Consider the following 13,180-nt stretch of genomic DNA (forward strand, 5'->3'; position numbering starts at 1 on the left):
GCCCAGATCCGCGTCGAGCGTGCCCGGCGGGGGTGGTTTCGACAAGCTCAACCAGCGGGCGACGGCTCAACCAGCGGGTGGGGTGGTTTCGACAAGCTCAACCAGCGGGCGACGGCTCAACTTGCGGGTGGTTTCGACAAGCTCAACCAGCGGGCGACGGCTCGACCAGCGATGGCAGCTCGACCAGCGGATGGGGTGGGTGGTTTCGACAAGCTCAACCAGCGATAGCAGCTCGACCAGCGGGCGACGGCTCAACTTGCGGGTGGGTGGTTTCGACAAGCTCAACCAGCGAGAGCAGCTCAACCAGCGAGCGGGCTCAACCAGCGGGTGGGGTGGTTTCGACAAGCTCAACCAGCGAGAGCAGCTCAACCAGCGATGGCAGCTCAACCAGCCGGGTGGGTGGTTTCGACAAGCTCAACCAGCGATAGCAGCTCAACCAGCGGGCGACGGGGTGACCGCGCCCGTCTGACGCAGAATCCAGGCGAGTTCGAACGCGATCTCTTCCCACTGCTTGTAGCGACCACTGACCCCGCCGTGGCCCGCCGACATCTCGGTCTTGAGCAGGATCGGATTGTCCGACGTGCTCAGATCCTGCAGTTTGGCAACCCATTTCGCGGCCTCGGTGAACATCACCCGGGTGTCGTTGAGTGACGTTTCGGCGAGGATGGGCGGGTAGGGCTGGGCGGTGACGTTCTCGTAGGGCGAGTACGACTTCATGTACTCGTAGACCGTCGGATCGTGCAGCGGGTCACCCCATTCGTCCCATTCGATCACCGTCAGCGGCAGAGACGGATCGAGGATCGAGGTGAGCGCGTCGACGAACGGCACCGATGCGAGGATGCCACCGAACAGTTCCGGTGCCAGGTTGGCCACCGCGCCCATGAGCAGCCCACCGGCCGAACCACCCTCGGCCACCATCTGTCCGGGCGTGGTCCAGCCCCGATCCACCAGATACCGTGCCGAGTCGACGAAGTCGGTAAAGGTGTTCTTCTTGGTGAGCGTCTTACCGTTCTCGTACCAGTGCCGGCCCATCTCACCGCCGCCGCGGATGTGCGCGAGCACGAAGACCACGCCGCGGTCGAGCAGCGACAACCGCGACACCGAGAACCCTGGGTCGAAACTTGCCTCGTACGAACCGTATCCGTAGATGAGCAGCGGGGCGGGCGCCTGGCCCGGATCACCCGGTGCGGCGACGTCCGTGTGTCGCACGATCGACAGCGGAATCCGGGTGCCGTCGGCCGCGGTGGCCCACTCCCGGGACTGCACGTAGTCGGCCACGTCGTAGCCGCCGAGCACCGGTTGCCGTTTGAGCAGCACCCGTTCGCCGGTGTGCACATCGAGCTCGAACAGTTCGGCCGGTTCGATGAAGCTGCCGTACCCGAAACGCAGTCGCGGCGTGACCCATTCACGATTCCCGGCCAGCCCGAGGGAGAACAGTTCCTGCGCGACCGCCACCTCGACGAAATCCTCGGCCACCGGAACACCGTCGATCCGGCGCAGGTCGGCGATCGACACCCGCGGCAACGCGTCGGCCCGGTAGGAGAGCACGAGATAGTCGCGGAAGGCATCGATGTCCTCGATCCGCACGCCGCGACGATGCCCGATGAATTCGGTGCGCGCCCCCGGATCGTCGACCGGCGCGATGTCGATGGCGAAATCGTCGGCCTTCTCGCCATCCCGGATGTCGTTGTGCACGATCAGGAAATAGTCCGACCCGCCGATCTCGGCATGCTCGACGGTGTACTCCACGCCGTCCACGCGCGGTGCGACACTGCGGAATTCGCCCGTCGGGTCGTCGGCGGCGAGCACATAGCATTCCGAGGTGATCTTCGATCCGGCAGCGATCATCAGGTACTTGTCACTGCGGGTGGTGCCCATACCCACCCAGTACCGTTCGTCGGGTTCGTGGAACACCTTCACATCCTCGGTGCCCGCACCGATGTCATGGCGCCACACCGTGTCCGGGCGCCACGCGGCATCGACCGTCTGGTAGAAGACGTGCGCGGCGTCGAGCGACCACACCGCACCGCCCGCGGTGTCGGCGATGGTCTCCGGCAGGAGTTCACCGGTGTCGAGATTTCGGAACCGCAGCGTGTACCGCTCGTCGCCCACCACATCGGTGCTGTAGGCCAGCCACTGACCGTCGTGGCTGACGGAGAGCGCGCCGAGACTGAAGAAGTCGTGACCTTCGGCTTCGACATTCGCGTCGAGCAGGATCTGCTCGCCGGGAAGTGTTGCGTCGTCGGAGATCTCGGGTGGCGTCCAGTCGTCCTCGCCACGGATGGGGCAGCGGCAGTTGATCCCGTACTGCTTACCCTCGTGAGTGCGCCCGTAGTACCAGTAATTGCCGCGGCGACTCGGCACCGACATGTCGGTTTCCTTGGTGCGGGCCTTGATCTCCCCGAAGATGCTGGCGCGCAGATCGGCGAGATCGGCGGTGTTCTCCTCGGTGTAGGCGTTCTCCGCCTCGAGGAACGCGACGACCTCCGGATCGTCCTTGTCGCGCAACCATTCGTAGTCGTCGACAAAGGTGTCTCCGTGGTGGACGCGTTCGGAGGGAACCTTCTTGGCGGCGGGAGCGGGCACGGATCTCCAATCCTCTGGTGTGGCCGGTTGTCTAGTGCGGCCAGTCGTCGAAGGATTTCTGCGAAATCCATTCGTAGGCCTCGATGTACCGGGCGCGGGTGCGGGTGACGACATCGGCGGGCAACGTGGGCGGCGGCGCATCGCCCGCCCGGTCCCAGCCCGACTCGGGCGAGGTTAGCCAGTTCCGGACGATCTGCTTGTCGAAGCTGGGCTGCACGTGTCCGGGCGCATAGGTGCCAGCGTCCCAATAACGCGACGAGTCGGGGGTGAGCACCTCGTCGGCCAGCACGAGCGATCCGTCGGGCGCCTGCCCGAACTCGAACTTGGTGTCGGCGAGGATGATTCCGCGCTCCGCGGCCAACTGCGCACCGCGCCCGTAGATGTCGAGGGTGGCGGTGCGCAACGCCTCGGCGACGTCGGTGCCGACGATCTCCGCCGCCCTCCCGAAGCTGATGTTCTCGTCGTGATCGCCCTGTTCGGCCTTGGTGGCCGGGGTGAAGATGGGTTCGGGCAGCTTGTCGGCCTCGTCGAGGCCGTCCGGCAGCGCCACCCCGCACACCGCCCCGGTGGCCCGGTAGTCGATCAGCCCGGAACCGGTCAGGTATCCGCGGGCCACACATTCGACCGGCAGCATCGGGAGTCGGTGCACCACCATCGACCGTCCCACGAGCACGTCGGGGATGCGTTCGTCGTCGGGGCCGCCGGCCAGATGATTGGGCACACCCAATGCGTCGAACCAGAAGAAGCTCATCGCGGTCAGGATGGCGCCCTTATCGGGTATCGCGGGTGAGAGCACGAAGTCGTACGCCGAGATGCGGTCGCTGGCCACCATCAGCAGGGTGTCGGCGTCGATCTCGTAGATCTCGCGCACCTTGCCCGAGGCGAGATGCCGATATGACTCCAGTGCCGGCCGCATGGCTTCGACCTTAGAGGTATGACACGCTGAGCCGCATGCCCGGGCCGCGGATCACCATCACCTACTGCACCCAGTGCAACTGGCTGCTGCGCGCCAACTGGATGGCCGCCGAGTTGCTGAACACCTTCGGCACCGACCTCGGTTCGGTGACGCTGGTGCCCGGCACCGGCGGCGTCTTCACCATCGACGTCGACGATGTGCAGGTGTGGGAGCGAAAGACCGACGGTGGGTTCCCCGACGCCGCCGAACTCAAACGCCGGGTCCGCGACGCCGGGCTGCCCGACTGGCAACTCGGCCACGCCGACCGCAACCGCGACGCGTGACACGGCGTGGACACACCGGTCAGCAACCCGGGCGCACCGGTCAGAGGATGGGCGCCGGTGCGTAGGCCGCGGCGTCGGGATTCTCGGCGATCAGCTTCTCCGCGGCGGCGATGACGTCGGCCACCTGAGCGCCGGCCGCCCCGACGAAGGCTTCCTTGTCGTCGAGCAGCGCGTCGAGCCCGGCACGGTCGAGCGGAATGCGGTCGTCGGCGGCGAGGCGGTCGAGCAGGTCGGGTTCGCGACCCTCCTCGCGCATCGCGAGCGCCACCGCCACGGCGTGCTCCTTGATGGCCTCATGCGCCGTCTCGCGGCCCACCCCGGCGCGCACCGACGCCATCAGCACCTTGGTGGTGGCCAGGAACGGCAGGTAGCGGTCGAGCTCATTCGCGACCACCGCCGGGTAGGCGCCGAACTCGGCGAGCACGGTCAGGAAGGTCTCCAGCATCCCGTCGATGGCAAAGAACGCGTCGGGCAGCGCCACCCGCCGCACCACCGAGCAGAACACGTCGCCCTCGTTCCACTGGGCGCCGGCGAGCTCGGCGGCCATCGACCCGTAGCCGCGCAGCACCACCTGAAGCCCGTTGACCCGTTCGCAGCTGCGCGTGTTCATCTTGTGCGGCATCGCCGAGGAGCCCACCTGCCCGGGCTGGAAACCCTCGGTGACCAGCTCGTGACCGGCCATCAGCCGGATCGTGTGGGCCAGCGACGACGGTGCGGCGCCGAGCTGCACCAGCGACGACACCACGTCATGGTCGAGCGAGCGCGGATAGATCTGACCGACCGAGGTCAGCGAGCGGGCGAATCCGAGATGATCCGCCACGCGCGCCTCGAGGTCGGCGAGTTTGGTGGCGTCGCCGCCGAGCAGGTCGAGCATGTCCTGGCTGGTGCCCATCGGCCCCTTGATGCCCCGCAGCGGATAGCGCTCGATGAGTTCGGACACCCGGGTCAGCGCGACCATAAGTTCGTCGGCCGCCGACGCGAAGCGCTTGCCCAGCGTGGTGGCCTGCGCGGCGACGTTGTGGCTGCGGCCGGCCATCACCAGCGACGAATACTGCGCGGCGCGCTCGGTGAGCCGGGCCAGCACGGCGATGCCGTGCGCGTACACGTGGCGCAGCGACTCCAGGATCTGGAGTTGTTCGACGTTCTCGGTGAGATCGCGGCTGGTCATGCCCTTGTGGATCTGCTCGTGACCGGCGAGCGCGTTGAACTCCTCGATCCGAGCCTTCACGTCGTGGCGGGTGATGCGTTCACGCTCGGCGATCGACGCGAGGTCGATCCGGTCGATCACCGCCTCGTAGTCGGCGATGGCACCGTCGGGCACGTCGATCCCGAGGTCGCGCTGCGCTTTGAGGACCGCGAGCCACAAGCGTCGTTCCAGCGCGATCTTGTTGGTCGCCGACCAGATCCCGGCGAGGTCCGCGGACGCGTAGCGACTGGCCAGGACATTGGAGATGGCGGGTTTGGACACCCCAACAGTCTAAGGGCGCCACTCAGAGCGCGAAGCAGGTGCCGCCGGACCCGTACCCCTGGTGGACGCGGGCGACGGTCACCGCCGAACGCACCCCGTTCTGCTCGGTGTAGAGCAACCGGTTCCCCTGACGTTGCGGAATCCACCGGACGGTTGCCTGCCCCCACTGCGGTTGCGTGCGCGCGATCAGGTGGGGGGCATACCCCTGCCGGGCCTCCCAAAACGTCACGGTGCCACGGGAATTGACGAGCTGGGTGAGCCAGTAGGTGCATCCGGTCCCGTAGACGACCGACGAGAACGGCACCCCGGGATCCACCCGACCGGTCGGCGCGGCGGTGGCCGGACCCGCGGCCGGTGCCCCCACCGCCATCGCGACCCCAACTCCGAGCGCCAGCGCGGCCATCGCCGCCCGTCTCCCGACCCCGAACCCGAACCCGAACCCGAACCCGGTGTAACGCCCTGCCACCACGTGTCCCCCGCCTAGACGCCGACGCCCATGCGTGGGGCCAGCACGTCGACCACCTCCGACAGCGCGTCGCGCGCCGCCCGCACCGGCGTCGCCCCACGGCCCAGCGATCCCACCACGGCCCCGTCCTCCACCGCGATGAGGTCGCCGATCCGCGCGGGCCGCGCCTCGCGCCCGGACTTCTCCAGGACCTCCGCGTGCACCGCGGTCAGCACCTCGTGCCGGGCCATCACCACGTCGTGCAACCGCGGGTAACGCGCCGCGATGGCGATCATTTCGTACCGGGCGGCGAGTTCCTGAAGGGTCGTGTCGGCGCCGACGAAGACCCCGGACAGGGTGTCGGCGGTCGCGTGATGGCCGCGGCGGCGGCGGGTGACCGCCGCGCCGCGCTCGGCGATCGCGCGCTCGTTGTTGCGCGACACATGGCCTGCCGCCTCCGCCATCAGGTCCTCCAAAGACCCGAAATAGTAGGTGGTGGACGCCAGCGGCAGCGACGCACGGTCGGCGACTGCGCGGTGGCGAACGGCGTCGAACCCGCCCTCGAGCAGCAACGCACCGGCAGCCTCGATGAGTCGAGACCGCCTGCGCTCACCTTTCGGTGTCGTGGCCGCCGTCATGGTTCACATGCTGCCAACTGACGTCGGCGCTCGGGTTGCGTTTCGCGGATCCGCTCATCCCTCAACCCGTCGACGCAGAGTGACACCAGCTTGTCATCAGATACCCCCTGGGGTATGTTGGCGATCAATCCCGACACCCCACCCCGTATGAGGAGTTGACGTGACCGCCATCCCCACGGAGCAGGACACCCCTGACGCCGCACCCACCCCGCCGGACCCCGACCGTCGCGTCGGCCCACTCGGACGCACCGGCGGGTGGGTGGCCGCACACCGCCGCTGGGTGTTCGCCGCGTGGGCCCTGCTGATCATCGGACTGGGCGCGGCCGCGCCGTCGGTGTTCAACTCCCTCGCCGGCGCCGGTTGGCAGGCCAACGGGTCGGAGTCGGTGGCCGTGCGCGAACTCGCGCAGCAGCACTTCGGCGGAAACTCGTCGGCGGCGGTGCAGGTGGTGATCCACTCCGACAACGGACCGATCACGGACCCGCAGGCCCAGCAGGTGATCGCCGAGGTCACCGACATCGCCCGTGCCGATTCGCGGTTCGCCGACGTGATCCCGCCGCAGCCCGGCATGACGATCAGCCGTGACGGCCGCACCGGCATCGTCATCATCGGGGCAAACGCGAACACCGACGAGATGGTCAGGGCCGTCGACGATCACAAAGAAGCACTGACTGCGTTGTCGGGCAACGGAATCCACGTCTACCCGACCGGATCGTCGGCGCTGTGGAGCGACTTCAACAAGGCCAACCACGACGCCATGCTCAAGGCGGAGATGTTCTCCTGGCCGGTGACGCTGGCCATCATGGTGATCGCGTTCGGTTCGCTTGTCGCCGCGGGTCTTCCGCTGCTGCTGACGATCGCGGGCCTCGTCGCCTCGGCCGGCGGTCTGGTGCTGCTCAACGCGGTCACCCCGATCTCGGTGTGGGCGATGAACTTCGCGATGATGTTCGCGCTGGCCCTCGGCATCGACTACGCACTGTTCATGGTGTCGCGTTTCCGCGCGGCGATGATCCTGCACGACAATCCCCGCCACGCCGTGGTCGAGACGATGGAGACCGCGGGTAAGGCGGTATTGCTGTCGGGATTGACTGTGCTGGTGAGTCTCTCGGCGGTGTTGCTGGTGCCCGCACCGGCGGTGCGGACGATGGCGGTGGGCATCATGCTGGCGGTGGTGTTCGTGCTGTTGGCCACCATGACGTTGCTGCCCGCGGTGCTCGCCGCACTCGGACCCAAGGTGAATGCCGGATCGCTGCCGTGGGCGAAGTCCCAGCAGCATCACTCGCCGCTGTTCGAGAAGTGGGGGCACCTGCTGCATCGGCATCCCTGGCCGTTCGCCGTGGTCTCGGTGGCGATCCTGATCCTGCTGGCACTTCCGGTGCTCGGGCTCAAGGTGGCGATGCCGTCGATCAACGTGGTGCCCAACGACGCCCCCGTGCGTCAGGGCTACGAGGTGGTGGCCACGCAGATGGGCGCCGGCGCACCCGGGGCACTGCAGATCGTGGTTCCGCAGGCCGATGCCGCGGCCACCGCCGCAGCCGCAGCCGGCACCCCGGGCATCGCCATGGTGACGCCCCCGCAGTCCGCCACCGACGGTTCCGGTTATGTGATGCTGCAGGCGATTCCGTCGGTCGACCCGTCCGACTCGCAGATGAACCAGATCCTGGACACGCTGCGTGAGCGCCTACCCGAACAGGCGTTGGTCGGCGGCGCTCCCGCCGAGAACATCGACCTGCAGGCCGCACTGGATCACTGGTTCCCGATCATCGTCGCGGTGATCCTGTCCCTCGGCTTCCTGCTGCTGCTCGTGGCACTGCGGGCACCGCTCATCGCGTTGCTCGGCACGCTGGTCAGCCTGTTGTCGACGGCGGCCGCCTTCGGTGTGGCGAAGCTGATCTTCCAGGACGGTCACGGCGCCGGACTGCTCGGCTTCACCCCGCAGGGCTTCCTCGACGGATGGGGGCCGGTGTTCTTCTTCGCCATGATCTTCGCCATCGCGATGGACTACACGGTGTTCCTGCTGGCCACCGCCAAGGAGCATTACGAGCACTCCGACGACCCGATGACCGCACAGATCAACGGCATCGCCTACAGCGGGCGCATCATCTTCGCGGCCGCGGCGGTGATGGTCGCGGTGTTCTTCACCTTCGCCCTGGCACAGCCGCTGCCGCCGAAGGAGATGGGCATCATCCTCGGTGTGGCGGTGCTGCTCGACGCCATGCTCATCCGGCTCGTACTGCTCCCGGTGCTGCTTCGGATCACCGGCCGCGGCGCGTGGTGGACCCCGCGCTGGCTCGACCGAATCCTGCCGTCAATCTCCTTCAGCCACTGAGTTCGGTGGTCGTCGGAATACCCGGTGGGGGATACAGTGTAAGAGCGGGTACTCAACCCCGCGTCGGAAGAACAGAGAGAAGTAGTCATGGTCGGCGACGAAGAATCCATCACCGTTGTGCTCAACCGGCTGCGCCGTGCGCACGGCCAGCTGGCCGGAGTGATCTCGATGATCGAGCAGGGACGCGAGTGCAAGGACGTGGTGACACAGCTCGCCGCGGTGTCCCGTGCGCTCGATCGTGCCGGCTTCAAGATCGTCGCCACCGGCCTGCGCGAATGCATGACCGGCGACGAGGCCACCCGTGAGCCCATGAACGAGGAACAACTCGAGAAACTGTTCCTCGCACTCGCCTGACCGGCGCAACGAGAGGACAGCAATGCAACTCGGCTACAGCACCACGCTGCACATCGACTTCGACGAGGCGGTGGAACGTACCAAGGCCGCCCTCGCCGAACAGGGATTCGGCGTACTCACCGAGATCGACGTCACAGCGACGCTCAAGAAGAAGCTCGACGAGGACGTGGAGCGCTATCTGATCCTCGGCGCCTGCAATCCGGCGCTGGCACATCGTGCACTCGGCACCAACCGTCAGATCGGGTTGCTCCTGCCGTGCAACGTGGTGGTCCGCGAGGACGTCGATGCACCGGGAACGGTGATCGTCGAGGCGATGAACCCTGACATCATGGTGCGGGTCACCGACTCCCCCGGGCTTCCCGAGGTGGCCGCCGACGCCACCACCAAGCTCAAGGCCGCGATCGCCACGCTCGACGCCGGGGTTCCTGCCTGAGTCCCCGACCATCCGCGACGCGTCTGCGGCGTGTGACGTACACGTCGTGGGTGATCGGCGGGCGTACCCAGTAACCTGTTGAGGCGATGAGCACCGACCGCCCCATCCCCCAGCATCATTCACCCGGCCCCGATGTGGGCCGGGTGAATCGTCGTTCGCTGCTGATCTCCGGCGCCGGCGTCGCCGCCCTCGGCGCGCTGGCCGGATGTTCCCGCTCGGACGCGATGACCGTCGACAAGCGCCGGGCCGAACCGCGCGGCGCCGACGACGAACTCCCCTCGGAAACCTCACCCGCCCCCATCGCGCGTGGTCCGGCGCTGGTGACCGGAAGTTTCGTGTCGGCCAAGATGGGTGGTCGGCTCACCCGGTGGGCGGTGGCCAGACCGGACAATGTGAGTGGTCGGCTCCCCGTGGTGGTGGTGCTGCACGCACTCAACACCGACGAGAGAGCGATCTTCACCGACAAGCTCGCCATCCAGAACGTGCTGCAGTCCTACGTCGACGCGGGCAACCCGCCGTTTGCGATCGCCGCCGTCGACGGTGCCCGCAACTACTGGCACCCCCGCGTCGACGGCACCGACGGCGCGGCGATGGTCCTCGACGAGTTCCTGCCGATGCTGGCGGGCAACACCCAGCTCGATCTGTCCACCGAACGCATCGGGCTGTTCGGCTGGTCGATGGGCGGCTACGGGGCGTTGCGCCTCGCCGCGCTACTCGGCTCGCCGCGGGTGGCCGCCGTCACGGTCAGTTCGCCCGCACTATGGGCCGACCCGCGCAACTATCCGCCGCGCGCGTTCGACAGTTTCGAGGACTACCAGCAGAATTCGCTGTTCGGCCAGCAGCCCGCCTTCGCGAAGATCCCGCTGCTGATCAGCATCGGATCGAGCGATCAGTTCTTCACCTACACGCGGCAATGGGCGGCCGGATTGCATCCGCCTGCCGCGTTCGGCACCGCCGCCGGCGGGCACACCAACCGGTACTGGCGCTCGGTGCTGCCCGATCAGGTGGGGTTCCTCGGCCGCGAACTGGCCCGCTAGGTCATCCCGCGAGCCGGCTCGCCAGGTCATCCCGCGAGCCGGCTCGCCCGGTCATCACAGCCGGGCCGGTCAGATGTGGATGCGCCCCTCGAGCGCGGCCTTGCCGATGTCGGTGCGGTAGTGCGAACCGGGGAGCTTGATGCCGGCGATCCGCTCGTAGGCCTGCGCCCGGGCTTCGGCGAGGTCGGCGCCCACTCCCACCACGCCGAGGACCCGACCGCCCGAGGACACCACCGCCCCGTCGGCGTCGAGCGAGGTGCCCGCGTGCAGCACACCCTCGCCGTCGGCGCCGGTGATGACGTCGCCGGTGCGCGGTGTGCCGGGATAGTTCTCCGCGGCCACCACCACCACCACGGCCGAACCGTCGACCCATTCCAGCGGCGGCAGGCCGGCCAGGGTGCCCGTCGCGGTGGCGTTGAGTGCTTGTCCCAGTGGGGATTTCAGCAGCGCGAGCACCGCTTGGGTTTCCGGGTCGCCGAAGCGGCAGTTGAACTCGACCACGGCGGGGCCGTCGGCGCCGATGGCCAGCCCGGCGTAGAGCAGTCCGGAGAATGGTGTGCCGCGGCGCACGAGTTCGGCGGCCACCGGCGTCACGACGTCGTCGACGATCTGCCGGGTCACCTCGTCGGGCAGCCACGGCAACGGGGTGTAGGCGCCCATGCCGCCGGTGTTGGGTCCGGTGTCGCCGTCACCGACACGTTTGTGGTCCTGCGCCGGGATGAGCGGCACCACTGTGTCGCCGTCCACCAGGCAGAACAACGACACCTCGGGGCCGTCGAGGAAACTCTCCAGCAGCACCGGGTGGCCCATCTCGAGGCATTCGGCGGCGTGATTGCGGGCCGCGGCGCGGTCGGCGGTCACGACCACCCCCTTGCCGGCGGCGAGTCCGTCGTCCTTGACCACCCACGTGGGGCCGAAACGGTCGAGTGCGGCGTCGAGCCGCGCCGGGTTGTCGACGATCTCGCTGTGCGCGGTGCGCACCCCGGCAGCAGCCATCACATCCTTGGCGAAAGCCTTGGACCCTTCGATCCGCGCAGCCTGCGCGCTGGGACCGAAGGTGGCGAATCCGGCGTCGCGCAACGCATCTGCGACACCGAGCACCAGCGGCACCTCGGGTCCGATCACGACCAGGTCGGCGGCGATTTCCCGCGCCAAGGAGACCACCGAATCCGCCGACGTCGCGTCGACCCGGTGGTTGGTCGCGACCGACGCGGTACCGGCATTGCCCGGCGCCACGTGCAGATCGGTGACCGATGGGTCGCGGGACAATGCGATGAGCAGGGCGTGCTCGCGGCCGCCCGAACCGATGACTAGTACGCGCACGCCCATGACTCTAACCACCACAGGCGGCCGACACCGAGCGCGTGGCCATCACCCGACGCGGATGTCCACCCCGATGCCCGACAGGGCCCGCGCGCGCCGGTGCACGCCCACCAACTCGTCGACGACCACGACGAACAGCGGCGCCACCGCCACCACCACCACGGCGACGGCCGGCGAGACACCGGCCGAGGCGAGCGCGATCCCGGCTGTCAGGAACGCGAGGACGCCGATCCCGGTGACGATGGTGAGGGGATCGAACGGCAGCAGGTAGTCGTACATCACGAGCATGGCGAGTAGGTAGATGCCCAGCGGGACGGCCACGCAGGCCACCACGGCCCCGGCGCCGATGGTCGCCTCGTGTTCGGTCCACAGGGCCGCCACCTCGAGTCCACCACCGGTGGCCGCGGCCGACATGAACACGATGGTGTGGCCGTACCCCCACGGAAAGCACTTGTTGCGGTGCGCATGCAGGGCGTCGCCCACGGGCACGGTGAAGTAGATCCACCACATGGCAAAGGTGACGACCATCGCGGAAACGCCGAACACCCCGGCCTCGAGCGTCCAGCCGTCGTGGTCGACCACCGCCTGCAGCACGGCGACGGTGCCCACCACTCCCTCGCCGAGGGTGACGATGGTCAGCAGCGAATAGCGTTCGGCGATGTGGTGGGGGTGCCAGGGCGTGGGCCGCACCCTGGTCTCGGCGATCACAGGACCGAGGAGCTCGACAAACGCGCAGATGGCAATGGCGATGAACGTGGGCCACAAGGCCAGGTCGACGATGGCGGTGATCACCCACATCACCTGCGCCACGATGATCGCGGCCGCGTACGTGAGGCACGTCTTGCGGCACTCGGGACTCTGGTACGCGGCTCGCAGCCACTGGGTCAGGAGACCGACGCGCATCACCACGTAACCGGTGACCACGACGCGGATGTCGACGTGCTCGTTGTGGTCGATCGAGGTGAAGACCGGGGACACGCCGAGCGCGAGGATCGCGACGCCGATCATCTGCACCAGCACCACGCCGCGGAAGAACCAGTCGTCGGTGTCGAACGCGGACGCGAACCAGGTGAAGTTGATCCACGCCCAGATCGCGGCGAACGTGCACAGCACGTAGCCGAGGATCGCCGTGCGGAAGTGTCCCTCGGCGAGGTAGTGCGCGAGTTGGGTGCCGGCGACCGAGAAGATCACCACGAACACGAGGTCGTAGAACAGTTCCAGGTTGGTCGCGGCCCGTCGCTGCTCGTGGGGGTCGCGGCCGATCATCCTGGTCAGCCGGTGTCCGATGGTGAGTGCCACGGTGTGACCCTAATCGGGGCAGCCTGCCC

General features: G+C 67.9%; 12 protein-coding genes. 5 read left to right on the forward strand and 7 right to left on the reverse strand.

Features of this window, described 5'->3' with window-relative positions:
- Positions 1-432: 432 nt before the first annotated feature.
- Both ACWDTD_RS04655 and ACWDTD_RS04660 read right to left on the reverse strand, forming a co-directional pair.
- On the reverse strand, positions 433-2,586 hold the full coding sequence (locus ACWDTD_RS04655) for a S9 family peptidase (RefSeq protein ID WP_449745877.1): 2,154 nt from the start codon (positions 2,584-2,586) through the stop codon (positions 433-435).
- 31 nt (positions 2,587-2,617) lie between these two features.
- Positions 2,618-3,502 carry a phosphoribosylaminoimidazolesuccinocarboxamide synthase gene (locus ACWDTD_RS04660; RefSeq protein ID WP_449745878.1) on the reverse strand — a complete coding sequence of 295 codons (885 nt, stop codon included), beginning with the start codon at positions 3,500-3,502 and terminating at the stop codon, positions 2,618-2,620.
- A gap of 35 nt (positions 3,503-3,537) precedes the next feature.
- On the opposite strand from ACWDTD_RS04660, the gene ACWDTD_RS04665 reads away from it, so the two are divergent.
- Positions 3,538-3,825 carry a SelT/SelW/SelH family protein gene (locus ACWDTD_RS04665; protein ID WP_449745879.1) on the forward strand — a complete coding sequence of 96 codons (288 nt, stop codon included), beginning with the start codon at positions 3,538-3,540 and terminating at the stop codon, positions 3,823-3,825.
- 40 nt (positions 3,826-3,865) lie between these two features.
- On the opposite strand, the gene purB is transcribed toward ACWDTD_RS04665, so the two are convergent.
- From purB to ACWDTD_RS04680, 3 genes are read right to left on the reverse strand one after another with little or no spacing between them, the layout of a single operon-like run.
- A complete protein-coding gene (gene purB / locus ACWDTD_RS04670) occupies positions 3,866-5,293 on the reverse strand; it encodes an adenylosuccinate lyase (protein ID WP_449745880.1) in 1,428 nt (475 codons plus the stop codon).
- A gap of 22 nt (positions 5,294-5,315) precedes the next feature.
- The gene (locus ACWDTD_RS04675) at positions 5,316-5,759 is read right to left on the reverse strand and encodes a hypothetical protein (protein ID WP_449745881.1); all 444 of its coding nucleotides are present in this window, start codon (positions 5,757-5,759) and stop codon (positions 5,316-5,318) included.
- A gap of 14 nt (positions 5,760-5,773) precedes the next feature.
- Positions 5,774-6,376, reverse strand: a complete 603-nt coding sequence (locus ACWDTD_RS04680; RefSeq protein WP_449745882.1) for a TetR/AcrR family transcriptional regulator — start codon at positions 6,374-6,376, stop codon at positions 5,774-5,776.
- Positions 6,377-6,536: 160 nt separating this feature from the next.
- On the opposite strand from ACWDTD_RS04680, the gene ACWDTD_RS04685 reads away from it, so the two are divergent.
- From ACWDTD_RS04685 to ACWDTD_RS04700, 4 genes are all read left to right on the forward strand, one after another.
- Positions 6,537-8,705: an MMPL family transporter gene (locus tag ACWDTD_RS04685; protein WP_449745883.1), complete on the forward strand. Its 2,169-nt coding sequence runs from the start codon at positions 6,537-6,539 to the stop codon at positions 8,703-8,705.
- 87 nt (positions 8,706-8,792) lie between these two features.
- A complete protein-coding gene (locus tag ACWDTD_RS04690) occupies positions 8,793-9,059 on the forward strand; it encodes a metal-sensitive transcriptional regulator (RefSeq protein ID WP_449745884.1) in 267 nt (88 codons plus the stop codon).
- Positions 9,060-9,081: 22 nt separating this feature from the next.
- The gene (locus ACWDTD_RS04695) at positions 9,082-9,492 is read left to right on the forward strand and encodes a DUF302 domain-containing protein (RefSeq protein WP_449745885.1); all 411 of its coding nucleotides are present in this window, start codon (positions 9,082-9,084) and stop codon (positions 9,490-9,492) included.
- Between the two features lie 86 nt (positions 9,493-9,578).
- The gene (locus tag ACWDTD_RS04700; RefSeq protein WP_449745886.1) at positions 9,579-10,529 is read left to right on the forward strand and encodes an alpha/beta hydrolase; all 951 of its coding nucleotides are present in this window, start codon (positions 9,579-9,581) and stop codon (positions 10,527-10,529) included.
- Positions 10,530-10,598: 69 nt separating this feature from the next.
- On the opposite strand, the gene purD is transcribed toward ACWDTD_RS04700, so the two are convergent.
- Together purD and ACWDTD_RS04710 are read right to left on the reverse strand one after the other, a co-directional pair.
- The gene (gene purD, locus ACWDTD_RS04705; RefSeq protein WP_449745887.1) at positions 10,599-11,852 is read right to left on the reverse strand and encodes a phosphoribosylamine--glycine ligase; all 1,254 of its coding nucleotides are present in this window, start codon (positions 11,850-11,852) and stop codon (positions 10,599-10,601) included.
- A gap of 48 nt (positions 11,853-11,900) precedes the next feature.
- The gene (locus tag ACWDTD_RS04710; protein ID WP_449745942.1) at positions 11,901-13,118 is read right to left on the reverse strand and encodes a low temperature requirement protein A; all 1,218 of its coding nucleotides are present in this window, start codon (positions 13,116-13,118) and stop codon (positions 11,901-11,903) included.
- Positions 13,119-13,180 lie beyond the last annotated feature (62 nt).

This window comes from Gordonia sp. NPDC003425, from assembly GCF_053588635.1.